The following is a 25,888-nucleotide window of genomic DNA, read 5'->3' as shown; positions in this document are numbered from 1 at the left end:
TACCGCCCCTAAACCGCGGTCCGGTGCCTCTCGATGCAGATCCGCAAGACCTCATCCATCGGCCGGCTCCACCAGTCGTTGGAAAAGATCTCGATCTCCGAATAGCCCGCATACCCTTGTGCTTCGACCGCCGCGCGCACCGACTTGATGTCGATCACGCCGTCGCCCATCATGCCGCGGTCGTTGAGGATGTCCTTGGTCGGCACCAGCCAGTCGCAGACATGGAACGCAAGCAACCGGTCCTTGCCCGCACGTGCGATCTGGCCCATCAACTCCGGATCCCACCAGATGTGATAGACATCGAGCGCGACGCCGAGCATGCCGCTGCGCTGCGGGTCCAGCGTGTCGCAGATATCAAGCGCCTGCCTGGTGGTGTTCACGCAGGCGCGGTCGCCGGCATAGGCCGGGTGCAGCGGCTCGATTGCAAGCGGCAGCTTTGCCCCTCTCGCATATTCCAGCATCTCGGCGATGCCGTCATGCACCTGCGTGCGCGCTGCCGCTATGTCCTTCGAGGCCGCGCTGCCCGGCCGCGAATATTGCGGCAGGCCGCCGACCACAAGGACGATGCAGGAGGCGCCGAGCGCGGCGGCCTCATCGACCGCGCGGCGGTTGTCGTCGCGCGCCTCAAGCCGATGCGCAGCGTCGGCAACGAACATGCCGCCGCGGCAATAGCCCGACAATTCGAGCCCCGCGTCGCGCACCGCGCGCACAGCGCGATCGAGGCCGACGGCCGCGACCTGATCGCGCCAGGGATCGATGGCGCGGATGCCGTGGCGCGCGCAGGCTTCGATGATCTCGACCAGGTTGCCCTGCTTGCGGACCGTCGCCGTGTTCAGCGACAGCCAGCGGTGATCGGAAGAAAAATCGCGCATCAGGGTTCAACGCCGCGCGTTGCCAGCACCGTCTTCATCCGCCGCGTCGCCAATTCCGGATTGGCGAGCAGACCCGCAGCATCGGCGAGGCGGAACAGTTCGGCGAGATGCAGCGTCGAGCGCGTGCTCTCCTGCCCGCCGATCATGGTGAAGTGATCCTGGTGACCGTTGAGATAGGCCATGAACACGATGCCGGTCTTGTAGAACCGCGTCGGCGCCTTGAAGATGTGGCGCGACAGCGGCACCGTCGGCCCCAGCACGTCGTGGAAGCCGGCTTCATCGCCCGCAGCCAATCGCGACAGCGCATAGGATGCAGCCGGAGCGATCGCATCGAAGATGCCGAGCAGCGCGTGCGAGAAACCCTGCTCGTCGCCGGCGATCAGTTCGGCATAGTTGAAGTCGTCGCCGGTATACATCTTGACGCGCGGATCGAGCCTCCGGCGCATGTCGATCTCGCGCTGCTTGTCGAGCAACGAAACCTTGACACCGTCGACCTTACCTGCGTGAGCGTTGATGATGGCAACCGCGGTGTCCATCGCCTTGTCGAGATCGCTCGTACCCCAATAGCCCGCAAGCGCCGGATCGAACATATCGCCGAGCCAGTGGATGATCACGGGCTCGCGGACCTGCGACAGCACGCGGCCGTAGACTTTGGCGTAGTCGTCCGCACTCCGCCCGAGCTTTGCCAACGCCCGCGAGCACATCAGGATGATGCGGCCACCGACCTTCTCGATCGCGGCGATCTGCTCCTCATAGGCGCGGATCACATCGTCCAGCGTCCTGGCGTCCTCCACCGCGAGGTGGTCGGTGCCAGCGCCGGAAAACACCAGCGCATTGCCTTTGGCCTTCGCCGCGCTCACCGAGCGCCGGATCAATTCCAGCGAGGTATTCCAGTCCAGTCCCATGCCGCGCTGCGCGGTGTCCATCGCCTCCGCGACGCCCAGTCCCAGATCCCAGACATGTTCGCGGAACGCGATCGTCCTGTCCCAGTCGACCGCGGCGGTCAGCCACGGATCGACATCGGCGCGCGGGTCGGCGACGACATGCGCCGCCGAGAACGCGACGCGGTTCAGCGTTCCCTCGAGCTTGGCGGGAAAGGTCCGCGACGCCGCGAGACGATAGGTCTCGAGGCCGCCGCCGGAGGTCGGCAGTTTCAGGGAGAGCGAAGAGATCGGCGGGACGAGCCTGTTCATGATCCTGCCCTCACAGCCTGATCGGTTCGACGTCGATCCAGCGCCGCTCCTTCCAGCTTCGAAGCGCGCATTCGGCGAGCTGCACGCCCTTGGCGCCTTCGAGCAGCGTGTATTTGTAGGGCGCGTCCTCGCAGACGTGGCGGATAAACATCTCCCACTGCTCCTTGAAGCCGTTGTTGTAGACGGCATTCTCAGGCAGCTTCTGCCAGTCGGCATAAAAATCGTGCAGCCGCTTCTCATCCGGATTCCACACCGGCCGCGGCGTCGCCTGCCGCGCCTGGATCACGCAGTCGGTGAGCCCCGCCACAGCCGAGCCATGGGTGCCGTCGACCTGGAAGGTGACGAGGTCGTCGCGATAGACGCGCGTCACCCAGCTCATGTTGATATGCGCGATCACGCCGCCCTTGAGCTGGAACGTCGCATAGGCGGAATCGTCGGCGGTGGCCTTGTAGGCCTTGCCTTTCTCGTCATAGCGCTCGGGGATATCGGTCGTGCCAAGGCAGGAGATGCTCTGCACTTCGCCGAAAAGGTTGTCGAGCACGTAGCGCCAGTGGCAGACCATGTCGAGGATGATGCCGCCGCCGTCCTCAGCGCGGTAATTCCACGACGGTCGCTGCGCTTCCTGCCACCCGCCTTCAAACACCCAGTAGCCGAACTCGCCACGCACCGAGAGCATGCGGCCGAAGAAGCCGGAGTCGCGCAGGAAGGCGAGCTTCTTCAAGCCCGGCAGGAACAGCTTGTCCTGCACCGTGCCATGCTTGAGGCCCTTGGCGTTGGCGAGCTTCACCACCGCAATCGCCTCTTCCAGATTGGTCGCGATCGGCTTCTCGCAATAGACATGCTTGCCGGCATTGATCGCCTTGGCCAGCAGCGAGGGCCGCGCCTGGGTGGTCGCAGCGTCGAAGAACACGGTGTCGTTGGGATCAGCCAGCGCCTTGTCCAGGTCGGTGGTGACGCGCGCGATATCGAAGCGCTTGGCAAGCGCGCCGACCTTTTCGGCGTCGCGGCCGACCAGGATCGGATCGGGCATGATGCGGTCGCCATTCGACAGCAGCACTCCGCCTTGGTTGCGGATCGCGACGATCGAGCGGATCAGATGCTGGTTGAGCCCCATCCGGCCTGTGACGCCGTTCATGATCAGGCCGAGACGTTTGGTGGTCATAATGCTTGCTCCTGCAGAATTCTTGCTATTGGCCGCGCCAGCGGCGACAGGGTGGACCAGTCCGGATGCACTGATGTGGCAAAGCCCGGCGTCGTCAGCGATCCCGTCATGAGATCGCCGTCATGGATAGCGAGGCGCACTTTGCGGTCGCGGGCGTAGAGATCGGGATGCGCCGACAGGAATGCCTCTGCCTCGGCAATGGGCGTCTCGGCAAAGCCGTCGACATAGTGATGCCCGTTGCGCTCGGCATGGGTGACGCCGATCAGCGCGCCGAGCGCCAGATCCTGCTGCACGGCAAGCCCCGCCTGGCAGGTCAGGTCCTCGCCGCTGACGAAATATGCTTCGCCATCCGCGCTCCATTTCGCCGCGCGCGTCGCGTTGACGATCGACTTGTAGAGACCCTTGCAGGATTTCGAGGAGATGCCGCGATAGCCGAGCGCCCGCGCCGCCGGAAACGCATCGTAGGAATCATCGGCCTCGTCAATGATGAAGCCACCTTTAGCCAGCGCGCCGAGCGGCGAGGCCTTGGTGATGTCGCGCGGCATCGGCTGCTCGATATAGAGCAGCTTTGCAGCGATCGGCTGCATTGCGTGATCGCGGTCGAGGCGGTCGACCAGAGTGGCGAGCGCCGCAAGGTCGGCATATTGCTCGTTGGCATCGAGCGTAACCTCGTAGTCGTAAGGAAGCGTCGCCAGCTCATTGCCGATCCGGATCAGCCGCGCCGCATCATGTTCGGGATCGCCGTTGAGCTTGAGCTTGAAATAGCGCGCGCCGGCGTTTTCCCTTGCGTCGGCAACACCGCCCTCGCCTTCGATCTTGTCGTCGAGACCAACGGTGTGCCGGATCGCGACCCGCTCAAGCCGCTTGCGCCCGGCGAGGAAAGCCGCGATTTCACCGTCAGCCAGATCGGGCGATAGCCGTGCATCGATGCCGGCAACGTTCTGCGCCATGCCGTCGAAGAAATTGACGCCGACGGAGCGGAGCAGCGCATCCAGGATCGCCTTGTCGATTTCCGCCGGTCCATAGGCTGCCGCCAACGGTGGAATGTCCTCGCGTGCGCACGCCGCGACTTGCGCGCCGATGCAGGCCGCATGCAGGCCGAACGCGGTGTCAAAACCGGAATGGGCGAGATAGAACTCGCGCGCGATCAAGAGCGACCGCCGCAGCTCCTGCACCGTTTCGTCCGGCGTAAGCTCTGGCCGCTTGTCGAACCATTTCGGCACAAGGAATTCGGCGCTCGCACCTAGCGCCCGGCTCTTCCCCTCCACCTCGATCTCGACCCGCACGAAAGCCTGCGGCGTCGCATTGACCACGACCGCGCCGAAGCGGAACGGCCGGGCAAAGCTGACCGGACGTTCGAACAGGGCAATATCTCGGACAACGAGACGGGGCGGCATCAGCTTCAAACCTCGGCAGTCTGATGCATTTTGGATGAACGGATCCGCGGGCCCCCACCTCTCCCCAGCGGGGAGAGGTCGAATTGCGAAGCAATTCGGGTGAGGGGGCTCAAGTCCCTCGATAGAGCACTCCCCCTCACCCGGAACGCATCTATCGATGCGTTCCCACCTCTCCCCGCTGGGGAGAGGTGGGAGGATGCCGCGCCAGGGTGACTCGATCCCTGCATGTCCTAGTCCAGCGATCCCTGGGTGAAGAAGTGCTTGCGGATGCGCTGCACCAGCTCGGTGAAGACCGGATCGGACATTGCATCCAGCGAGCGCGGCCGCGGCAGCGGCACGTCGTAGATCGCCGCAATCGCGCCGGGACGCTCGGTCATCACGAGCACGCGGTCGGCAAGGAACACCGCCTCGGGAATCGAGTGGGTGATCAACAGCACCGTCTTGCCGGTCTCGCGCTGGATCCGCATCAATTCCACGTTCATGCGCTCGCGCGTCATCGCGTCCAGCGCGCCGAACGGCTCGTCCATCAGCATGATCTTCGGGTCATACACCAGTGCGCGGCAGATCGAAGCGCGCTGCTGCATGCCGCCGGAGAGCTGCCATGGCAGCTTCTTCTCGAAGCCTTCGAGGCCGACCAGCTTCAGAAGCTCTTTCGCCCGCGGCAGATACTTTTCCCGCGGCAGCTTCTTCATGTCGATCGGCAGCATCACGTTGGAGAGGATGTTCCGCCACGGCAGCAGCAGCGCGTGCTGGAAGACGATGCCGACATTGCCGTGCGGCTTCGTCACCGGCTCGCCCTCGACCAGGATCTCGCCTGATGTCGGCGGCAGCAGCCCGGAGATCATCTTGAGCAAGGTCGACTTGCCGCAGCCGGACGGGCCGACCACGACGAAGAACTCGCCCTGGTTGATGTGGAAGTCGAGCGGCCGCAGCGACGGCACGTCGCCGTCGCGCGAGCGGTAGGTCTTGGAGACGCCGGACAGCTTGATGCCGGACGCATCGCCGGCGGCACGGTCGGACACCAGCCGCAGATGCGCGGCTGGTTGATCCATATTGATTTTAGTCGCCGGTTTCATGAAGTCAGATCCATCCAAGCCAGATGAAGCCCATCATTGCGAGCGAAGCGAAGCAATCCATAGTGCGGCATAGTGGATAGATGGATTGCTTCGTCGCTGTCGCTCCTCGCAATGACGTCGAGGTAAATTTTCACGAGTCGCCCTTCGGCAGATAGTCGTTGGTGTAGAAGGCCTTCGGATTGTCCTTAGCCTTGGCATCGAGCCCGCCATATTCGACCATGAGTTCGACGGAGTCTTTCATGTTCTGGTCGGTGACCTGGAACGGCCGCTTGGTCTTGGTTTCATCGGTGCGATAGAGCGGGATCGTCAGTTCAAAACCCTGCGTCAGCGTGTCGATCTTGCCGCCCTTGGGGTTGGCATCGAGGATCGACTGCGCCGCCGCCTTCGGCTCCTTCTCGGCGGCTTCCACCGCCTTGGTCGTCGCCGACATGAAGCGGCGAACGAGATCGGCATTCGCCTTGACATAGTCGCTGTTGGCGATGATGCCCGAGGAGACCAGATGGATACCGTAATCGGCGAACTTGATCGGATAGACGTCCTTGCCGGTGGCGTCCTTGATCTTCATCGACTGGTCCATGACATAGCCGAGCAACATATCGGCCTGACCGTTGATGACCGCATTCAGCTTGGTCTGGCCGTCGCCGGCAACCGTCTGGAAGTCGCTCTCCTTCAGGCCGGTCTTCTTCAGGAACAGCGGCCAAATCTGCGTCATCGAATCGGCCGGCGTGATCGCAACCGTCTTGCCCTTGATATCCTCTGGCTTCCTGATGTTCTTGTCGACGAAGCCCATCGCCGACATCGGGCTGGTCTGCAGGAGCACGCCGGTCGCGATGACGGGCGCGCCCTTCACCGCCGCGCGCATCATGGTGGGAATGTCGACATAACCGAAATTGGCGGTCTTGGCCGCCACCGCCTGCGTGGTCGCGGCCGAGCCGCGGCCTTCCTGGATCTCGAGATCGATGCCCTCGGCGGCATAGATGCCCTTGGCCTTGCCGTAATAGAACGGCGCGTGCTCGCCATAGACATACCAGTTGAGCATCAGCACCACCTTGTCGGCGGCCGATGCCGGAAGCACCGACATCGCCGTCCAGGTCAGCGTCGCCAAGACCACAGCTATCAATCGCATCTTGTTCTCCTCCCTCTCCCCGTCATTGCGGGCGAAACCTCTTGTTGTTGTCCTTCCGGATAACTCACGAAGCGAAAATAATGTCCTCGCGCTGGCTGACATGCCAGGGAATAACCAGGCGTTCGATGCGGTCGACGATCCAGAACAGGATGACGCCGAGCAGCGCCAGGATCACCAGCGCGGCGAACATCGTGGGCAGGTCAAAGGTTCCGATCGAGCGCTGCATCACATAGCCGATGCCGGAATTGGAGCCGACGAACTCGCCGACGACGGCACCAACCACCGCCAGCGTAACCGACACTTTCAGGCCGGAGAAGATCGCGGGCATCGCATGCGGCAGGTTGACAGCACGGAACACCTGGAAGCGGCTGCCCTGCATCGCACGCGCGAGATCGACCATATCGGGATCGACAGACTTGAATCCCTGCACCGCCGAGACCACCACCGGGAAGAAGCCGAGCAGGAACGCCGAGATCACTTTGGGGATGATGCCGAACCCGAACCAGACCACGAACAGCGGCGCGATCGCGATCTTCGGCACCGACTGCGAGAACACCAGAAGCGGATAGACATAACTCTCCACCGTCCTCGACCCCGCGATCAGCATCGCGACGGGAATGCCGAACAGTGCCGACAACAGGAAACCACAGACCGTCGCATAGGTCGTCGGCCACGACTGCCGCAGCAGCTCCGGCCAGTCCGTCTGCAGCACGGCGACGACGTCGCCCGGCGACGGGATCTGGTAGGCGGGAATGTGGAACAGGCGGATGGCGAGGTCCCACGCCGCCACAATGAACACCAGGAACAGAAATGGGCGCACCCACGCCGCATTCAGCAGCCTCGACAGGCCACCCGCTTCCTTGCTCTCCGCCACGTTCCGCTTCCCTGCTTGACCGTTTCTAGGACCGGAAATTAACCCGTTGGATAAATACTGTCCAGCCCGATTTCGCGCGGCATTTTGAGTGCATTTGGTCGTCATGCCCCAGCTTGACCCGGGCATCCACGCCTTATGGACTTGGAAAAACGTGGATGGCCGGGTCAAGCCCGGCCATGACGACGCGATGCAACAATTTCGAGCTTCGCTAAACCGCCTGCTGCGCGGTCACCTGCAGCTTCGGCGCCTTGCTCTTGCCGAACGCTGCGATCGACTTCCCCGTCAAGGCCGCCAGCACCAGCGCAATCATGTGCTCCAGCCGTTCATCGCGGGCGTCCTTCGACAAGAGATCACGGCCGAAGATCACGCTCAGCGTCGCGCTGTTGGAGAGATAGAAGAAGGCAAGCGCGGCGATCGAGATATAGAGCTGCACCGGATCGACCGCGGCGCGGAAATCGCCGCTCTTCACGCCGCGTGTGACCACCGTGCGGATCATCTCGACGAACGGCGAATGCATCGATTTGACCTTGGTCGAACGCTTCAAATGCCGCGCTTTCGCAAGATTCTCGGTATTCAGCAGCGCCAGGAATTCCGGATTGCGGATGAAATAGTTCCAGGTGAAATCGATCAGCCGCGCGATCGCCTCCGGCGGCTCGAGATGTTCGAGATCAAGCCCGCGTTCTTCGGCGCGGATCTTCTCATAGGCGCCTTCGAGCACCTCGAGGTAGAGGTCCTCCTTGTTGCCGACGTGGTAATAGAGCATGCGCTTGTTGGCGCCGGCCTTCTTGGCGATGCTGTCGACGCGCGCGCCGGCGAGCCCATGAGTGGCGAACTCGGCCTTCGCCGCCTCCAGGATGCGCAGCCGCATCCCCTCGGGGTCACGCTGCCACTTCAGAACTCGCTTTGCCTTGGCCAATCGGATCGCTCAATTCAGTCGGAATGTTGGATGTAGCACGGCCGACGGCGTTTGAGAATGAATCACGCATGCCCGCCAGCCGTCATTCCGGGGCGCGCGTACGCGCGAACCCGGAATCCATCTGGCCACAGCGCAGGCGGCGACATGGATTCCGGGTTCGTCCTTCGGACGCCCCGGAATGACGGCATCGTTCCGGGCTTTGCCCCGGACGACAACGGCGGGAGGCGTGAGTGAATCGCTACGCAGATGCAAGCGGCGACGGCTGCACGAGCAGCGTCGGCACGCTGCAGGTACCGGTACGCACGGTCATCACGCGCGTGCCCGGCTTGCGGCCGGTGCGGATTTCGGAGACGTCGACGCCGGCGGCAACGAGCCGCGCATGGGTGGCATCGATGTCGGTGACGCGCCAGCAGATGCCGCGCAGGCGGTCGGGTGCATCGGCCTCCGTCTTGCCGGGCTTGTGCGCGACCTCGACGATCAAATCGCCGCAGCGGAAGAACATCAGCCGGCCCCAATCTGCGTGCGAACGATCGAGCGCCATGTCGAGGCCGAGGCGGGCGCCATAGAGCGCGGCGGCGGGTTCGGGATCGGCGGTCGCAACCACCACGTGGTCCATCGCGGTGATGCCCGCGGGCTGGGTGCGGACCGAGAGCGGGCGCTCCAGCTCCCGCTCGAGGAAGAACATCCGCACCCCGCGCGTCGCATCGGTGGCGGCGCGGGTGCGCTTCCAGGACAACGTCGCGCCGGAGATATCGTCCTGGCTCTCCACCTCCGAGACCGGCTCCGGCCGCAGCGTCAGCCGCTCCAGCCTGCGATGCATCTTTTCGATATCGTTGGTGCGGAAGCACAGGCTCGCTAACCCCTCGCCCTGCGATGCCAACACGGCGCGAATCCGGCCCGCATTCTCGCCCTCGCCGCTCGGCGCCATCAATTCCACCGATGTGTTGTCCAGCGTGAACAGCACCCGCGCCGCGCCGTCGCTGACGTTCTTCCACGCTGGCGAGCGTGCGAACAGCGTCTCATAAGCCGCCGTCGCCGCCTCGATATCGCCGGTGAGGACGACGACATGGTCGAGCGCGGTGATCATGGGAACAGCCCCCGCGTGTTCTTGGCGGCACGGACTTTCTCCACGCCGATCGCCATCGCCGCAGTGCGATGCGGGATGTTGTCCGTCTTCGCGCGCTTCAGCATCGTCTCGAAGGCGCGGTCGAGGATCTGGTATTCGCGTCGCATCACCTCCTCCTCTTCCCAAAACAATTGCTGCAGATCCTGCACCCATTCGAAGTAGCTAACCACCACGCCGCCGGAATTGCAGAGGATATCGGGAATGAGGAATATTTCATCTCGACGCTTGTCCAGGACAAGATCGGCCTCCGGCGTGGTCGGACCGTTGGCGCCTTCCGCCAGCACGCGGCACCTGAGCTTGCCGGCGACGCGAGCGTCGATCACGCGCTCCATCGCGGCCGGCACCAGCACGTCGCAGGGCAGCGTCAGTACCTCGGCGGGATCGAAATGCAGTTCGTTGGAGAAGCCCGCGATGCTGCCATGGAGCTGCGCATGGTGCATCAGCGCCGGGATGTCGAGGCCCTTCTCGTCATAGAGCGCGCCGGTGTGGTCGGAGACCGCTGTTATCTTGAGGCCGTAGTGATGCAACTCCAGCGCGGCATAGGAACCGACATTGCCGAAGCCCTGGACTACGGCGGTGGCGCCGGAGAGATTAATCCCAAGCTCCTTCAGCACGCGCCTGGCGAGATAGGCGACGCCGCGGCCGGTCGCCTCGCGCCGGCCCAGCGTGCCGCCGGAAGAGACCGGCTTTCCCGTGACGATCTCGGTCACAGTCTGGCCCTGGTACATCGAGTAGGTATCCATGAACCAGGCCATCACCTGCTCATTGGTACCCATGTCCGGGGCCATCACATCGGTGTGCGGGCCGACGAAGGGAATCATCTCCTGCATGTAGCGCCGCGACAGCGACTCCAGTTCACGCTTGGAGATCTGCGTCACATCGACATTGACCCCGCCCTTGGCGCCGCCATAGGGAAGACCGACAAGAGCGCATTTCCAGCTCATCCAGATCGCGAGTGCGGCGACCTCGCCGATATCGACCGAGGGCGCAAAGCGGGTGCCACCTTTGGTCGGGCCCATGGTGAGATGGTGCTGAACGCGATAGCCCTCGAACACCGCCACCGTGCCGTCATCGCGGTGGATTGGGCAGGAGACGGTGACGGACCGCTTCGGCATCAACAGCCGGTCGCGCTCGTCCATGGGGATTTCGAGATGGTTGGCGATCACGTTGAACTGGTTCGCCGCCATCTCGAACACCGGCCCGGAATATACGGTCATCCCCTACCCCCTTTGTATTGCAACCAGGAACTCAGGACAGCCACCGTCCGTTATCGGACGGCATGCTGGCAAACGCCGGAACGGTGGTAGTCCGCTCACTTGGCCATCTCAAGCCGCAAAGACGGCATGGTTGCGAATAATTTCGGCGAACGCACATAATATCCGGTGCTAAGCTGAAGCTGCCGCCGGGACCACCCATCACCTCACGACGGAAAACGAATGCAGGCCCTCTTCATCGGACAGACCTATATCGACGTCACCTTCATCACCGACCATCTGCCGACCGGCGACGAGAAACATGTGGCCGACGCCTATGCGGTCTCCTTCGGCGGCAATGCCGTCACTGCGGCATTTTGCTGCGCCAAGCTCGGCATCGTGCCGGACCTGATCGCCACGATGGCGAATGATTGGCTCGGGCGGATGTTCTGGGACATGGCCGCGAAGTACGGAATCTCCGTCCATCCGCGCAAGGTCAACTCATCCTCGCTGTCCTTCATCATGCCGAAGGATGGCAAGCGCGCCATCGTCCGCTGCCGCGACGACGAGCATATTCATCCCTTCCCGCTGTTGAACCTGAAGGGCTGCCGCGCGCTGCATATCGACGGCCACCAGCCGGACGCTGCCATTCATTATGCAAAGCTTTGCCGCGAGGATGGCATCCTGACCTCGCTCGACGGCGGCGGCCTGCGCACCAACACCCATGAGCTATTGGAATATATCGACGTCGCGATCGTCGCCGAGCGCCTCTGCGAGCAGATGGACCTGACGCCGGAAAAGATGCTCGATTATCTCAAGGGCCGCGGCTGCCGGGTTGGCGGAGTGACGCAGGGCGAGAAGGGCCTGCTCTGGTATGACGAAGCCGGCGTGGTCCGCACCACGCCTGCGCTGCCGATCCCGCGCGAGCGCGTGATCGACACCAACGGCGCCGGCGATGTGTTCCATGGCGCCTATATCTATTCCTATCTCGCGCATCCCGGCAAAACCTGGAGCGATCATTTCGAGTTCGCGCGCGCGGCGTCGACCTACAAGATCCAGAAGCTCGGCAACGAGGCTGGCCTGCCGACGCTTACCGACATCGAGGCGGTGAAGCAGGAGTTCCAGATCAACGCGTAAGGGAGCGCTCTTGGCATGGGGCGGGTTTTCGTCGCCGGCAGCATCAACATGGATGTGGTCGCAACCGCCGAGCGTCACCCGCGCGTCGGCGAAACCGTTGCGGGCAGCGCTGTGCTCTATTTCCCCGGCGGCAAAGGCGCCAACCAGGCCGTCGCCGCCGCCAAGCTCGGCGCGCCAACCACGCTGATCGGCCGGCTGGGCAAGGACGCTTTCGGAGAGCAGTTGCGGACGTTCCTCGCAGCCCAAGGCGTCGACCTCAGCTTCGTCAAGGACACGCCCGAGGCGCATACGGGCACCGCGATCATCACCGTCGCGGATGCGGATAACACCATCGTCGTGGTGCCCGGCGCGAATGCGCTGGTCGATGCCGACGACGTCGCGATGCCTGTGCTGGCAAAGGGCGACATTGCGGTGAGCCAGTTCGAAATCCCGCAGGCGGCTATCACCGCCTTCTTCAGGAGCGCCCGCGCCGCCGGTGCTACCACGGTCCTCAATCCCGCACCGGCCAGGAAATTCGACGGCGAATTGCTCGACCTCGTCGATATTCTCGTCCTCAACGAAACCGAACTCGGCTTGCTGACGGGACGCGAGCTGCGCGACAGCGACGATTACACCCGCTTTATCGATGCCGCCCATTCATTGGCGGGAAGCGACAGAATCATCTGCGTCACGCTCGGCAAACGCGGCGTGCTGGCGCTGGTCAAAGATGAGCCGCTGATCGTGGCCGGGCGCGAGGTCAAGGCGATCGACACCACGGGCGCCGGCGATTGCTTCGTCGGCGCACTGGCCTCGCAACTCGCCGGCGGAAACAATTCTCGTGATGCGCTGGGTTACGCCAACGCCGTCGCATCCATCTGCGTGCAACGAATGGGCGCCGCGCCATCGATGCCGACTGCGGCAGAGGTTGCGAATATACTCAACACGTAGGAGGCAAAGCGTAGCGTGCCCACCATTTCATGCTGTGCTCTCGAAGGTGGGCACGCTGCGCTTTGCCCACCCGACAAATTCACATCAATGCGCTCTTGAGATCAAACGACGGATCGGCCGCCTGCTCCGGCGTGATCGAGCCGCCAGCGCCGAGCAATCTTCGACCGAACATATGGTCGCCGGCGCGGTTGACGGATTCGATGCCGACGAGATGGCCATCGCGATAGCAAAACGCCGAGAACTGTCCCTGCTCGCGATCACCGCGCACCACGACGCGATCATAGCCGGTGGTCAGGCCTGCCATCTGCAATTTGTCGGGCCCCTGGTCGCTCCAGAACCACGGCAGCCCATCATAGGCTTTCGCATGGCCCGTGAGCCGCGCGGCGACGCAGCGGGCATGGTCCGTCGCGTTCTGCACCGACTCCAGCCGCAGCGAGCCGCCGAACCGCTCGCTCCTGTAGAGCGCGCAATCGCCGATGGCCGAGATATTCGGATCCGAGGTGAGCAGATGCTCGTCGACGATGATGCCGGACGCCACCGGCAAGCCGGCTTCCGCCGCGATCTCGACATTCGGTAACACACCGACGCCGACCACGACGAGGTCGGCCGGGATATGCCGGCCGTCGCTGAGGCTGACGCCGGCCACCCTGGCGCCATCGGCCTCGATGCTCGTGACCTGAACGCCGAGATGGATGCGGATGCCGGCGGCGGTATGCCGCGACTGGAAGTAGCCGGAGATTTCCGCCGTCACCGCGCGCGCCATGACGCGTCCCGCCAGTTCGACCACATCGACCTCAAGCCCCTTCGCGCGCGCGGTTGCGGCGAACTCCAGTCCGATGAAGCCGGCGCCGATCACGACGACGCGCAGGCCGGGCTTGAGCAGATGTCGCAACGCTTCGCTCTCGTCCAGGGTACGCAGGTAGCGCACCGCTTCCAGATTGGCATTGGGGATATCGAGCAGCCGGTTGCGTGCGCCGGTCGCAAGCACCAGGTGCCCGTAATCGAGCGACGCGCCGGAATGGAGCATGATGTTTCGCGCAGCACGATCGATCGACACGGACCGATCGGTGATCAGTTCGATGCCCTGGTCGAGATAGAATTTTCCCGGACGGAACATCAGCGTCTCCGGCCCGCCGGTTCCCTTGAGGTAAGCCTTCGACAAAGGCGGACGCTGGTATGGCAGATGGCCTTCGTCATTGATGAGCGCGATGCGCTCGGCAAAGCCGTCCTGCCGCAGGGACGCCGCTAGCTGGAAGCCGGCATGCCCCGCGCCGACGATGATCACCGGTCCTCTCGTCATCGCAACAATCCAGTTACGAGCGCGCTGAAGCGACCCATGCCATTTCCTCACTTAGATGTCGGCTTGTTCGCGTCGTCCGTGCGGCGCTCGTGTCCGCGTCCCGAACGATGGCAGGCGCCATTTGGCCTCATGCTTTGCCGCGATGCAAGAGTGTTTTCCGGCGGCGAAACCAAATAAGGCGGCATTTTATGGAGAGTGGGATTGTCACCCCTCCGATCTGCGCCTTAAATGTCGGCCAACCATCCCGGAGGCCGCTCATGCCGACACCCGACACCACTGCCACCGATCCGGCACTGCTCACCATCGACGGCGCAATTGCGACGATCACGCTCAACCGGCCGGCGGCCTTCAACGCGATCGATCTGTCGATCGCAAAGAAGCTCGAGCAGTTTGGCGCTGAAGTTGAGCGCAACGACAACATCCGCTTGCTGGTGATCGAAGGTGCGGGCCGCGCTTTCTGCGCCGGCGGCGATCTGCAGACCATTGGTGCTGCGGTCGAAGCTGACAAGGTCAAGCCGGTGGTCGGCGAGCTGCTCAAGCACTACCACGCCTTCATCGCGGCTCTCCGGCGGATGCCCAAGCTCGTGCTGGCGAGCGTGCACGGTTCGGCGGCCGGCGCCGGCCTGTCGCTCGCCTTTGTTGCCGACCTCTGCATCGCGGCCGAAGACGCCCGCTTCACGCCGGCCTATGCCAAAATCGGCGTCTCGCCCGATGGCGGCGGCACGGTCGGACTTGCCGCGAGCGTTGGGCCTCGCCGTGCGCTGCAGATCTTCCTGGCCGAGGACGGTTTTTCGGCGGCGCAGGCTTACGATTGGGGCCTCGTCGCGAAGGTGGTTCCGGCAATCGAGCTGAAGGCCGCGACACGCGAGTTTGCGCTAAGGCTCGCGCAGACCGCGCCGGCAGGTCTGGCAGCGACCAAGGCCCTGATTCACCGCGCGCCGACGACGCCGATCCAGGCGCAACTCGACGCCGAGCGCGACGCCATCATCGACTGCATGCAGACGGACGAATTCCGCGTCGCCGTGAAGAAATTCACCAGCAAGTCGAAATAGGTGGAGTCCTACTCCTTCCCACCGACGCGCATGAAATCGAAATCGCAGCCTTCGTCGGCCTGCAGGATGGTCTCGTTGAAGAGGTGCGCATAGCCGCGCTTCGCCCAATCGGGCGTAGCCCGCGGGGCCAGCGCAGCGCGGCGCTGCTGCAATTCGGCCTCGTCGACCAGAAGATCGATGCGGCGCTTGGCGACGTCGAGCTGGATCATGTCGCCGCTCTTCACGAGCGCCAGCGGACCGCCGACAGCCGATTCAGGCGTGATGTGCAGCACGATGGTGCCGAATGCGGTGCCGCTCATGCGCGCATCCGAAATCCGCACCATGTCCTTGACACCCGCACGCGCAAGCTTCCTGGGGATCGGGAGATACCCCGCCTCGGGCATGCCGGGCGCGCCCTTGGGGCCGGCATTGCGCAGCACCAACACGTCGTCGGCGGTGACATCCAGTTCGGGATCATCAACGCGGAGCGTCATGTCTTCGACGGATTCGAACACGACAGCACGCCCGGTATGCTGCAACAGCTTCGGGCTCGCCGCGGACTGCTTGATGACCGCGCCGCGCGGCGCCAGATTGCCGTGCAGGATCGCCATCGCGCCCTCGGCCTTGATCGGATTCTGGCGCGAGCGGATCGCATCCTGCCGTGGCACGTCCTCGGCTGCCGCAACGACCTCGCGCAGCGTCTGCCCGGTGATCGTCTTCGCGTCGAGATCGATGAGATCGCCGAGCTGCGCCATCAGCTTCGGCACGCCGCCTGCATGATGGAAATGCTCCATGTAATGCTCGCCCGACGGCTTCAGGTCGACCAAAACAGGCACCTCGCGGCCGAGCTTATCGAAAGCTTCGAGGTCGATCTTGTGCGGCGAGCGATGTGCGATGGCAGTCAGGTGGATGAGACCGTTGGTCGAACCGCCGATCGCCTGCATCACGACCTGCGCGTTACGGAACGAGGCCGGCGTCAGGATTTCGCTCGGCTTCGGCCCTTTGGCCTTTGCCATCGCGGCGGCGGTCCTGCCGCTCGCTTCCGCGGAGCGGAAGCGCTCGGCGTGCGGCGCCGGGATCGTCGCACTCATCGGCAGCGACAGTCCGAGCGCCTCGGTGACGCAGGCCATGGTGGAGGCGGTGCCCATCACCATGCAGGTGCCGACCGAAGGCGCGAGCCGGCCGTTGACCGCCTCGATCTCGTTATCGTCGATCTCGCCGGCGCGATACTTGCCCCACAGCCGCCGGCAATCGGTGCAGGCCCCTAACACCTCGCCCTTGTGATGGCCGACCACCATCGGCCCCACCGGAATGACCACCGTCGGCAGGTCGGCGCTGACGGCGGCCATGATCTGCGCCGGCAGCGTCTTGTCGCAGCCGCCAATCACGACCGCCGCGTCCATCGGCTGGGCGCGGATCATCTCCTCCGTGTCCATTGCCATCAGATTGCGCAGATACATCGAGGTCGGATGCGCAAAGCTTTCCGCGATCGAGATCGTCGGAAACACGAATGGCATCGCACCTGACAGCATCACGCCGCGCTTCACCGCCTCGAGGATCTGCGGAACGTTGCCGTGGCAGGGATTGTAGTCGCTATAGGTATTAGTGATGCCGACGATCGGACGATCGAGCGCGTCGTCCGAATAGCCCATCGCCTTGATGAAGGCCTTGCGCAGAAACAGCGAGAACCCGGCGTCGCCATAGCTCGTCAGCCCCTTGCGCAGTCCTTCAGCCATTGTCTTCGTCCTCTTGTCTCGTTACGGGCACTAACGGCGTGCGGCGGTCATTGTCAACTTTGGATCCCTGAGTGCGTCACTTCCAATCGATGACCCGGCTTTTGTCACCGTCGAACTCCATGCCGCAGAACGCGCCGCCCTGATAGAAGTCGCTGACCGGATCGGGTGGCAGTTTGGCCTGCTCGACCATTGCGTGCTCGCGGAACTCCTCCGCGCGGCCGGTCGGGCGATAGCCGAGATCGTAGGCACGGTGATTGTCCCACCAGGCGCGTTCGTTGTGGGAGGCGCCGTAAAAGATCTCGAAATGGATATCGGGATGCTCGAGCCCGATGCGGCAGAGCTGCACCAGGTCCTCCGGCTTCAGCCAGATCGAGAGCCGGCGATGATCGAGCGGTTTGTCACCGAAATTGCCGATCCTCAGGCACGTCACCTTCAATCCGTGCTTGTCGGCATAGAGCGCGCCAACTGCTTCACCAAAGACCTTGCTGACGCCGTAGCGGCTGTCGGGACGCGCCGTGACATCAGTGCCGATGCGATGATGGCGCGGATAGAAGCCGACCGCGTGGTTCGAGGAGGCGAAGATCACGCGCTTCACACCCTTCTTGCGGGCGGCCTCGAACAGATTGTAGCAGCCGATGATGTTGGACTGCAGGATGGAGTCCCAGGGACCCTCGACCGAATAGCCGCCGAAATGCAGGATGCCGTCGATGCCTTCGCAGATCGCCTCGACCTGCGTGAGGTCGGCGAGATCAGCGGACTTGAACGTCTCGTTGGCACCGAGATCGACCGGCGTCTTGAGATCGCTGAGCACGAGGTCGGGATAGATCGGTGGCAGCAGCTTGCGCAGGCTGGTGCCGATACCGCCGGCCGCGCCGGTCATCAGGATGCGTGGCATTTCGTCCCCCGTTTCTTCGCTCGTTGTTTCCGCCGATTTGCGGTCGGTGTCTGACAATGATAGCAAAATGAGGCGCGAGGAAACATCACAACGAGAACAGCAAATGTCCGATACGCATCCCGCCGGCTGGCGTCCGGCGACGTTCTATCCCGATCCCGCGATCCATGCGCTCGATCCGCGCTTCGAGAAATACTGGCTCAAGCTCTCGGCGGTGGAACGGCTGACCACCGGCCTGCGCTGGGCCGAGGGCCCGGTCTGGTTCGGCGACGGGCGTTATCTCCTGTGCAGTGACATCCCCAACCAGCGCATCATCAAGTGGGAAGAGGAAACCGGCGCGGTCAGCATCTTCCGCAAGCCCTCCAACTTCGCCAATGGCAACACCCGCGACCGCCAGGGTCGATTGATCACCTGCGAGCACGGCGGCCGCCGCGTCGTGCGCACCGAGTATGACGGTTTGATCACGGTGTTGATGGACTCCTTTGGCGGCAAACGGCTGAACTCGCCCAATGACGTTGTCGTGAAGTCCGACGGATCGATCTGGTTCACCGATCCCATCTTCGGCCTGCTCGGCAACTATGAAGGCTACAAGGCCGAGCCCGAGATCGATGCCAACGTCTACCGGATCGACGACGAGACCGGCAAAGCGACCATCGTCGCCGAGGGCGTCCTGGGGCCGAACGGGCTGTGCTTCTCGCCGGATGAGAAGATCCTCTACATCGTGGAATCCCGCGGCGTGCCGAACCGCAAGATTCTTGCCTATGACGTCGCGCCTGGTGGCGACAAGATTGCCAACAAGCGGGCCTTCGTCGATGCCGGCCCGGGCACGCCCGACGGCATGCGATGCGACACCGACGGCAACCTCTGGTGCGGCTGGGGCATGGGCGATCCCGAGCTGGACGGCGTCGTCGTGTTCGCGCCCGACGGCGTCATGATCGGCCGGATCGCGTTGCCGGAACGCTGCGCCAACCTCTGCTTCGGCGGCCTCAAGCGCAACCGCCTGTTCATGGCCGCCAGCCAGTCGATCTATGCGCTTTATGTGAACACGCAAGGCGCGCTCGGCGGGTAGAAACACGGCGCCGGGGCGAAGGCCCCGGCGCCGCAATGGTGTCGTGAAAGGGTTTACGCCGCGTTGAAGCCGGCGACGGCCTTCACCTCGAGATACTCTTCCAGGCCGAACCTGCCCCATTCGCGGCCGTTGCCGGACTGCTTGTAGCCGCCGAACGGCGCGGTGCGTTCGTTCGGAACGCCCTGCAGGTTGACGTTGCCGGCGCGGATCTGGCGACCGACCTTGCGCGCGCGCTCAACCGTGCCGGCGGAGACGTAGCCCGCGAGACCATAGGGCGTGTCATTGGCGATGCGCACAGCGTCTTCCTCGTCCTTGGCGCCGATGATGGTCAGCACCGGCCCAAAGATTTCCTCGCGGGCGATCGTCATCTCGTTGGTGACGTCGGCGAAGATGGTCGGGCGGACGTAGAAGCCCTTGTTGACGCCCTCCGGCAGGCCCGGACCACCGGCGACGAGCGTGGCGCCTTCGTCGATGCCTTTCTGGATCAGCGCCTGGATCTTGTCCCACTGGCCGCGGTTGACGACCGGCCCGATGGTAGTGCCGTCGGCGCGAGGATCGCCGGCCTTGGTCTTGTCGGCGACGCCCTTGGCGATCGCGGCCACTTCCTTCATCTTCGACAGCGGCACGATCATCCGCGACGGCGCGTTGCAGGACTGGCCGGAATTGTTGAACATGTGCATGACGCCGCCGGTCACCGCCTTGGCGAGGTCGGCGTCGTCGAGGATGACGTTCGGCGACTTGCCGCCGAGTTCCTGGCTGACGCGCTTCACGGTCGGCGCGGCGCGCTTGGCGACGTCGACGCCGGCGCGAGTCGAGCCGGTGAACGAGATCATGTCGATATCAGGGTGCTCGCTCATGGCGGCACCGACTTCGGGGCCGAGGCCGTTGAGCAGGTTGAACACGCCCTTCGGCACGCCGGCTTCATCGAGGATCTCGGCGAAGATCAGCGCCGAGGTCGGCGTGAACTCGGACGGCTTCAGGATCATGGTGCAGCCGGCCGCCAGCGCGGGCGCGACCTTGCAGGCGATCTGGTTCAAGGGCCAGTTCCAGGGCGTGATCATGCCGATGACGCCAACCGGCTCGCGCACGATCACGGCGGTGCCCATGGTCTCCTCGAACTCGTACTTCTTGAGGACTTCTAAAGTGTTCATGAGATGGCCGAGGCCAGCGCCGGCCTGCAGCTTCTCCGCCATCGGCAGCGGGGCGCCCATCTCGTCGGAGACGGCGGCGCCGATCTCCTTCATGCGGCGCTTGTAGATCTCGACGATCTTGGTCAAAAGCGCGACGCGCTCCTCGCGGCTGGTCTGCGAATAGGTCTCGAAGGCGCGCTTGGCGGCAGCCACGGCCTTGTCGACGTCGGCCTTGGAGCCGAGCGCCACTTCATACATCGCCTCTTCGGTTGCCGGATTGACGACGGGGGTGGACTTCTTGACGACGGGATCGACCCAGGCGCCGTCGATATAGAACTGCAGGCGGTTGACCATCGGAAACCTCTTGTGCGGGGCGTATGGAGAACAGAACGGAAGCGTTCGGCAGGCATCCTTGCACGAAAGCTTGATCAGTTGAACCCGCCATATGCGGTGGCGCCGCGATGCGGCGGACACCGGATATAAGATCAGCCTTGCGATGGTGGCAAGACGGCTCGCTGTCGCTCCTTCCCCTCTCCGTCCTCCTGCCTTACACCGCCATTTTGCGGTGCCGCACCGGGGCCCCGATGGTTACCGCTTCGGCGGCGTCGATGATGGCGTTGGCGTCGATGCCGTGGTGGCGATAGAGGTCGCCGATCGTGCCGGTTTGGCCGAAATGCTCCACCCCCAATGCCTCGACGCGATGGCCGCGCACGCTGCCTAGCCAGCCGAGCGAAGCCGGATGGCCATCGAGCACGGTGACGAGACCGCAGTCGCGGTGCAGGACCGAGAGCAGCTTTTCGACATGGCTGAGATGCTGCACGCCGCGCCGGTCACGGCGCAAATTCCGTGCCGCGGTCCATCCGGCATGAAGCCGGTCGGCGGAGGTGATGGCAAGCAGGCCGACATCGCGATGGCTCTCGCCGATGAAACCAACCGCCTCGATCGCCTCCGGCGCAACCGTGCCGGTATAGGCAACCACGATATCACAGTTCGGCCCCGGCCGCCGCAGCCAATAGGCGCCGTCGGTGATGTCGCGCTGCAGTTCGCCCGTCATGATCCGCTGCGGCTGCTCGATGGTGCGGGTCGACAGCCGCAAGTAAACCGAGCCGCCCTCGCCGCCCTCACGCTGCATGTGCTGGAAGCCCCATCCCATCATCACCGCGAGTTCGTCGACGAACGCAGGCTCGAACGCGGTGAGCCCATCCTGGCCGATGCCGATCAGCGGCGTCTTGATCGACTGATGCGCGCCGCCTTCGGGCGCCAGCGTCACGCCCGATGGCGTCGCCGCCACCATGAAGCGCGCATCCTGGTAGCAGGCATAGTTCAGCGCATCGAGGCCGCGCTCGATGAAGGGATCGTAGAGCGTGCCGACCGGCAGCAGCCGCTCGCCGTTAATCTGGTGCGACAACCCGAGCGCCGAGAGCAGGATGAACAGGTTCATCTCGGCGATCCCGAGTTCGAAATGCTGTCCCTTCGGCGAATATTCCCAAGTGTAGGCGGAGGGAATCTTCTCCTGCCGGAACAGATCGTGGTTCTCCGCCTTTGCGAACAGGCCGCGGCGGTTGACCCAGGCGCCGAGATTGGTTGACACCGTGACATCGGGCGACACCGTGACGATGCGCGAGGCGAGCGCACTATCACCACGGGCGATCTCGTTCAGCACCAGGCCAAAGCCCTGCTGCGTCGACATCTGCGCCGACGGCTTGTAGGCAAGCTGCGGCGGCACCTCAATCTGAGGCGCCTCCAGCCGGCGCCGTCCCTCGCGGTTGAATGGCGCCTCGCCCAGGAACGCTTCGAGCGCGGCCGGATCCTGCGACAGGCCTTCGAACTTCTCCCACTCATGGCCCGGCCGGATGTTCTGGCTCGCGCGCCATTTCTCCATCTGCGCGACCGTCATCAAGCCGGCATGGTTGTCCTTATGGCCCTGGAACGGCAGGCCGACGCCCTTGATGGTGTAGGCGATGAAGCAGACCGGACGATCGTGATCGATCGCCTCGAACGCCTCGATCATACTCGCCATGTCATGGCCGCCGAGATTGGACATCAGCGCCAGCAGCTCCTCGTCGCTGCGGCGGTCGATCAGGGCCGAGACCGGTCCCTGGTCGCCGATGTCGTCCTGCAGATGCTTGCGGAAGGCAGCGCCGCCCTGGAAGCAGAGCGCGGCATACATCTGGTTCGGGCAATTGTCGATCCAGCGCTTCAACGCCTCCCCGCCCGGCTCGGCGAAAGCCTCGAGCATCAGCTTGCCGTATTTGACGATGACCACGTCCCAGCCGAAATTGCGGAACATGGTTTCGAACTTGGCCCACAATCCTTCGCGCACGACGGCATCGAGCGACTGCCTGTTATAGTCGACCACCCACCAGGTGTTGCGCAACCCGTGCTTCCACCCTTCGAGCAGCGCCTCGAAGATGTTGCCCTCGTCCATCTCGGCGTCGCCGACCAGCGCGATCATGCGGCCTTCAGGACGGTCCTGCATCCAGCCGTGCGATTTGACGTAGTCCTGCACCAGCGAGGCGAACAGCGTCTGCGCCACGCCGAGCCCGACTGAGCCGGTGGAGAAATCGACGTCGTCGACGTCCTTGGTGCGCGACGGATAGGACTGCGCGCCCTTGTAGCCGCGAAAATTCTCCAGCTTCTCGCGGGTCTGATGCCCGAACAGATACTGGATCGCATGGAACACAGGGCTCGCATGCGGCTTCACCGCGACGCGATCCTGTGGGCGCAGCACCGAGAAATAGAGCGCCGACATGATGTTGGCGAGCGAGGCTGATGATGCCTGGTGGCCGCCGACCTTCAGCCCATCCGCATTGGCGCGGATGTGGTTGGCGTGATGGATCGTCCATGACGACAGCCAGAGCACCTTCCGCGCCAGCGCGGACAACAGTTCCAGGCGAGCGGGCGCAATTCCCATGATCGTGCTCCGGGCGTGATTCAAATATGCGCCGATTTTAGCGGGGGAGCCATCGGCAAAAATCTCAAATCCTTGCGACAAACCGTCCGTGATTGGGATAAATTCCCACGTCCTGGTTCCAAACTGCGAGTCCATTCCAATGCCCGCGCTAGACGCCATCGACCGCAAGATCCTCAGCCTGCTGCAGACCGACAGCCGCATGACCATGCAAGAGCTCGCCGACAAGGTCGGGCTGTCGGTCTCGCCGTGTCACCGCCGCGTGAAGCTCTTGGAGGAGCGCGGCGTGATCACGCGCTATATCGCCACCGTCGACCAGAAGGCGCTCGGGCTGCATGTCAGCGTCTTCATCTCGATCAAGCTGGCGCGGCAGAAGGAGGAAGACCTCAACCGCTTCGCGCGCGCGATCTCGAAATGGGACGAGGTTCTGGAATGCTATCTGATGACGGGCAACCGTGACTATCTCCTGCGCGTGGTCGCCGCCGACCTCTCCTCCTATGAAGCGTTCCTGAAGAACAAGCTGACGCGGCTCGACGGTATCGCCTCGATCGAGTCGAGCTTTGCATTGAGCCAGGTGAAGTATTCGATCGCGCTGCCGGTGTGAGGCGTGTTGCGATTTCCATAGGATGGGTAGAGCGCAGCGAAACCCATCGCGATGGAGCAAGCTGCGCAATGATGGGTTTCGCTGCGCTCTACCCATCATACGCAGTGGTCCCCGCGAAGGCGGGGACCCATAACCACAGGGAGATGTTGTGGTGGGAGCAAGCGGTTGCGTAGGGTGGGCAAAGGCGCACTTGGGCCGTGCCCACCGTCCAGCGCCGCGCTCGCGATGGTGGGCACGCTTCGCTTTGCCCATCTACGGCATCGCCGCGAGTTGTGATTCACATTTCAAACAGCGGAAGGAATGTGAGTTCGCGTTCTCGCGACACGTTTGCGTCCGAGCTTTGCTTTACTTTCCACCCTCTCACCAAACAGAGGGCGCAGGGAAAGCCGGGTGCCGGTTGCACCCATGGGTCCCGTGCAACAAAAAGCACGGGGGTAGGACCACAGGTTCAACCGAAGCATTCCGGCTTTCCCTGCGCGATGGTTTTACGGTTTCCTTCGTGCTCTTCCCGGTGACCGGGCTTTCTTGCCACCGTCACTTCGTTAGAAGCTTAGCGCCAGCGTCGGGGCGCCAGAACCACACGACTTCGCCGTCCGCCGGTGTCGCGTTCGTCGATCGCGACACCTGCGTCCACCGCATCTCACCGCAACGTTCGTGACGATCGCGAGCCGCCCCTCATCCGCCGTGAGACGCGCGGAGTTAAATCACTGATTTGCCCGACGACGGAAGCGGAATGTTTTTCGCTGCAGGGCTGGACAGACTTTTGGTGATTTGCCCGTCGGGTTGATTTGTCGCGGGTCGCGTGCCAAATCCATGCTTGTCATTCCGGGGCATCGCGAAGCGATGAGCCCGGAATCCATTTCTCCGCTTGCGTCTACGGCTCGATGGATTCCGGGTTCGTGCTTCGCACGCCCCGGAATGACGGCGGAATTTGAGGCTCGAGAAGTGGTGGGTTACGCTTCGCTAACCCACCCTACGAACCACGGACTGCGAGGCTCTTCATCAGGGCCGATATCCCAAACGTCCAGGGTTCGCATTCGTCGCTTGAGCGCATGCGGTTGACGAGCTTGCCGAGCTCGGGGGCCGCGATCGTGACGATGTCGTCGCGCTTGTGGGTAAAGCCCTGGCCCGGCGTATCGCGGTCCTTTACGGGCGCGAACATGGTGCCGAGGAACAGCGCAAAGCCGTCGGGATATTGATGGACCGGTCCGATGGTCTGCGCCACGAGGTCGGTCGGATCGCGGCTGATCTTGCTGATCGACGAGTGGCCATCGAGGACGAAACCATCCGCTCCGTTCACGGTCAGGCCGACATCCATGTTGCGGACATGGTCGAGCGAAAAGCTGGCATCGAACAGGCGGAGCAGCGGGCCGACCGCGCAGGAGGCATTGTTGTCCTTGGCCTTGGACAATAGCAGCGCCGAGCGGCCCTCAAAGTCGCGCAGGTTGACGTCGTTGCCGAGCGTGGCGCCGACGATGTTGCCGCGGCTCGAGACGATAAGCACAACCTCCGGCTCCGGATTGTTCCAGGTCGATTTCGGATGCAGGCCGGCATCCATGCCGGTGCCGACCGAGGACAACACCGGCGCCTTGGTGAACACCTCCGCATCGGGGCCGATGCCGACTTCCAGATACTGGCTCCAGGCCTGCTGCTCGATCAGCACCTGCTTCAGCCGCATCGCCTCCTCCGATCCGGGCTTGAGCTTGGAGAGATCGTCGCCGACCAGCCGCACCACCTCTTTGCGGATGGCCTCGGCAGAAGCGGGATTGCCGCGCGCTCGCTCCTCGATCACGCGCTCCAGCATCGAAATGGCGAAGGTGACGCCCGCGGCCTTCAACACTTGCAGATCGAGCGGCGCGAGCAGCCACGGCTTTTGCCGATCGCGGCGGTCCGGCGGCGCGTTGGCCACGATGCTGTCGAGGTCGCCGACGGGCTCGCCCTTGAAGGCGCGCAGCGCAGCGGCCGGATCGCTCTCCTCGCACAATGCGCTGACAGTCGGAAAGCGCGCGGTCACATCGAACACACCGTCGCTGCGCACGGCGACCACGGCCGGTCCGTCGCGCCGCGGCAACCAGACGCGCCCGACCAGCGTGCCGTTGGTGCCGTCCTCCGGCAGGATGTCTTTGGCAGTCAGCGTGATCATCGGGCTATCTCCCATCCCTTTTCGTTGTTAGCGGCGCTTCTTAGCACGCCTGCGACGCCAGTGTAGAGACGCT

21 protein-coding genes are annotated in these 25,888 nt (G+C 63.7%); 5 read left to right on the top strand and 16 right to left on the bottom strand.

Annotated elements, in window-relative coordinates; all coding sequences use genetic code 11:
• Nucleotides 1-8 precede the first annotated feature (8 nt).
• The 10 genes from AC5ZGW_RS03795 to AC5ZGW_RS03750 form a co-directional block, all read right to left on the bottom strand.
• Nucleotides 9-872, bottom strand: a complete 864-nt coding sequence (locus tag AC5ZGW_RS03795; RefSeq protein ID WP_130228627.1) for a sugar phosphate isomerase/epimerase family protein — start codon at nucleotides 870-872, stop codon at nucleotides 9-11.
• Nucleotides 872-2,065: a dihydrodipicolinate synthase family protein gene (locus AC5ZGW_RS03790; RefSeq protein WP_130228626.1), complete on the bottom strand. Its 1,194-nt coding sequence runs from the start codon at nucleotides 2,063-2,065 to the stop codon at nucleotides 872-874. Before AC5ZGW_RS03790 ends, AC5ZGW_RS03795 begins: the two co-directional genes overlap by 1 nt.
• Before the next feature lie 10 nt (nucleotides 2,066-2,075).
• Nucleotides 2,076-3,227, bottom strand: a complete 1,152-nt coding sequence (locus tag AC5ZGW_RS03785) for a Gfo/Idh/MocA family protein (RefSeq protein WP_130228625.1) — start codon at nucleotides 3,225-3,227, stop codon at nucleotides 2,076-2,078.
• A complete protein-coding gene (locus tag AC5ZGW_RS03780) occupies nucleotides 3,224-4,624 on the bottom strand; it encodes a hypothetical protein (RefSeq protein ID WP_130228624.1) in 1,401 nt (466 codons plus the stop codon). The genes AC5ZGW_RS03785 and AC5ZGW_RS03780 overlap by 4 nt, the downstream gene beginning before the upstream one ends.
• Nucleotides 4,625-4,854: 230 nt before the next feature.
• The gene (locus AC5ZGW_RS03775) at nucleotides 4,855-5,700 is read right to left on the bottom strand and encodes an ABC transporter ATP-binding protein (protein WP_130228623.1); all 846 of its coding nucleotides are present in this window, start codon (nucleotides 5,698-5,700) and stop codon (nucleotides 4,855-4,857) included.
• Between the two features lie 130 nt (nucleotides 5,701-5,830).
• Nucleotides 5,831-6,826 carry an ABC transporter substrate-binding protein gene (locus AC5ZGW_RS03770; protein WP_130228622.1) on the bottom strand — a complete coding sequence of 332 codons (996 nt, stop codon included), beginning with the start codon at nucleotides 6,824-6,826 and terminating at the stop codon, nucleotides 5,831-5,833.
• 64 nt (nucleotides 6,827-6,890) lie between these two features.
• Nucleotides 6,891-7,700 carry an ABC transporter permease gene (locus tag AC5ZGW_RS03765; protein ID WP_028165017.1) on the bottom strand — a complete coding sequence of 270 codons (810 nt, stop codon included), beginning with the start codon at nucleotides 7,698-7,700 and terminating at the stop codon, nucleotides 6,891-6,893.
• 208 nt (nucleotides 7,701-7,908) lie between these two features.
• Complete coding sequence (locus AC5ZGW_RS03760; RefSeq protein ID WP_196237303.1) at nucleotides 7,909-8,616, bottom strand: TetR/AcrR family transcriptional regulator; 708 nt, start codon at nucleotides 8,614-8,616, stop codon at nucleotides 7,909-7,911.
• 238 nt (nucleotides 8,617-8,854) lie between these two features.
• A complete protein-coding gene (locus AC5ZGW_RS03755; RefSeq protein ID WP_130228621.1) occupies nucleotides 8,855-9,703 on the bottom strand; it encodes a VOC family protein in 849 nt (282 codons plus the stop codon).
• Nucleotides 9,700-10,959, bottom strand: a complete 1,260-nt coding sequence (locus tag AC5ZGW_RS03750; RefSeq protein WP_028165020.1) for a Glu/Leu/Phe/Val family dehydrogenase — start codon at nucleotides 10,957-10,959, stop codon at nucleotides 9,700-9,702. The genes AC5ZGW_RS03755 and AC5ZGW_RS03750 overlap by 4 nt, the downstream gene beginning before the upstream one ends.
• 219 nt (nucleotides 10,960-11,178) lie before the next feature.
• Here AC5ZGW_RS03750 and AC5ZGW_RS03745 point away from each other — a divergent pair, with 219 nt between their 5' ends.
• Both AC5ZGW_RS03745 and rbsK read left to right on the top strand, forming a co-directional pair.
• Nucleotides 11,179-12,072 carry a sugar kinase gene (locus tag AC5ZGW_RS03745; RefSeq protein ID WP_130228620.1) on the top strand — a complete coding sequence of 298 codons (894 nt, stop codon included), beginning with the start codon at nucleotides 11,179-11,181 and terminating at the stop codon, nucleotides 12,070-12,072.
• A gap of 15 nt (nucleotides 12,073-12,087) precedes the next feature.
• Complete coding sequence (rbsK, locus tag AC5ZGW_RS03740) at nucleotides 12,088-12,999, top strand: ribokinase (RefSeq protein ID WP_130228619.1); 912 nt, start codon at nucleotides 12,088-12,090, stop codon at nucleotides 12,997-12,999.
• Nucleotides 13,000-13,078: 79 nt separating this feature from the next.
• Here the strand turns inward: rbsK and AC5ZGW_RS03735 are convergent, their stop codons facing one another.
• Nucleotides 13,079-14,299, bottom strand: a complete 1,221-nt coding sequence (locus AC5ZGW_RS03735) for an NAD(P)/FAD-dependent oxidoreductase (protein WP_130228618.1) — start codon at nucleotides 14,297-14,299, stop codon at nucleotides 13,079-13,081.
• 257 nt (nucleotides 14,300-14,556) lie between these two features.
• Here AC5ZGW_RS03735 and AC5ZGW_RS03730 point away from each other — a divergent pair, with 257 nt between their 5' ends.
• Nucleotides 14,557-15,351 (top strand): enoyl-CoA hydratase/isomerase family protein, encoded by a 795-nt coding sequence (locus AC5ZGW_RS03730; RefSeq protein ID WP_130228617.1) that lies wholly within the window; start codon nucleotides 14,557-14,559, stop codon nucleotides 15,349-15,351.
• 8 nt (nucleotides 15,352-15,359) lie between these two features.
• Here the strand turns inward: AC5ZGW_RS03730 and AC5ZGW_RS03725 are convergent, their stop codons facing one another.
• The gene (locus AC5ZGW_RS03725) at nucleotides 15,360-17,066 is read right to left on the bottom strand and encodes an IlvD/Edd family dehydratase (RefSeq protein ID WP_130228616.1); all 1,707 of its coding nucleotides are present in this window, start codon (nucleotides 17,064-17,066) and stop codon (nucleotides 15,360-15,362) included.
• 76 nt (nucleotides 17,067-17,142) lie between these two features.
• Complete coding sequence (locus AC5ZGW_RS03720; RefSeq protein WP_130228615.1) at nucleotides 17,143-17,961, bottom strand: NAD-dependent epimerase/dehydratase family protein; 819 nt, start codon at nucleotides 17,959-17,961, stop codon at nucleotides 17,143-17,145.
• 103 nt (nucleotides 17,962-18,064) lie between these two features.
• On the opposite strand from AC5ZGW_RS03720, the gene AC5ZGW_RS03715 reads away from it, so the two are divergent.
• Complete coding sequence (locus tag AC5ZGW_RS03715; protein WP_130228614.1) at nucleotides 18,065-19,027, top strand: SMP-30/gluconolactonase/LRE family protein; 963 nt, start codon at nucleotides 18,065-18,067, stop codon at nucleotides 19,025-19,027.
• Between the two features lie 53 nt (nucleotides 19,028-19,080).
• Here AC5ZGW_RS03715 and AC5ZGW_RS03710 read toward each other — a convergent pair whose 3' ends face one another.
• Both AC5ZGW_RS03710 and AC5ZGW_RS03705 read right to left on the bottom strand, forming a co-directional pair.
• Nucleotides 19,081-20,511, bottom strand: a complete 1,431-nt coding sequence (locus AC5ZGW_RS03710) for an aldehyde dehydrogenase family protein (protein ID WP_130228613.1) — start codon at nucleotides 20,509-20,511, stop codon at nucleotides 19,081-19,083.
• A gap of 193 nt (nucleotides 20,512-20,704) precedes the next feature.
• Nucleotides 20,705-23,071, bottom strand: coding sequence for a thiamine pyrophosphate-binding protein (locus AC5ZGW_RS03705; RefSeq protein WP_130228612.1), 2,367 nt, complete (start codon nucleotides 23,069-23,071; stop codon nucleotides 20,705-20,707).
• A 139-nt stretch (nucleotides 23,072-23,210) separates the two neighbouring features.
• Here AC5ZGW_RS03705 and AC5ZGW_RS03700 point away from each other — a divergent pair, with 139 nt between their 5' ends.
• Entirely contained in the window at nucleotides 23,211-23,672 is a 462-nt protein-coding gene (locus AC5ZGW_RS03700; RefSeq protein ID WP_028165031.1) for an Lrp/AsnC family transcriptional regulator, read from the top strand.
• Nucleotides 23,673-24,645: 973 nt separating this feature from the next.
• On the opposite strand, the gene AC5ZGW_RS03695 is transcribed toward AC5ZGW_RS03700, so the two are convergent.
• Nucleotides 24,646-25,815, bottom strand: a complete 1,170-nt coding sequence (locus tag AC5ZGW_RS03695; RefSeq protein WP_130228855.1) for a fumarylacetoacetate hydrolase family protein — start codon at nucleotides 25,813-25,815, stop codon at nucleotides 24,646-24,648.
• Nucleotides 25,816-25,888 lie beyond the last annotated feature (73 nt).

Source organism: Bradyrhizobium sp. Crot121 (assembly GCF_059512385.1).
This window is presented reverse-complemented; position numbering and strand designations above follow the sequence as displayed.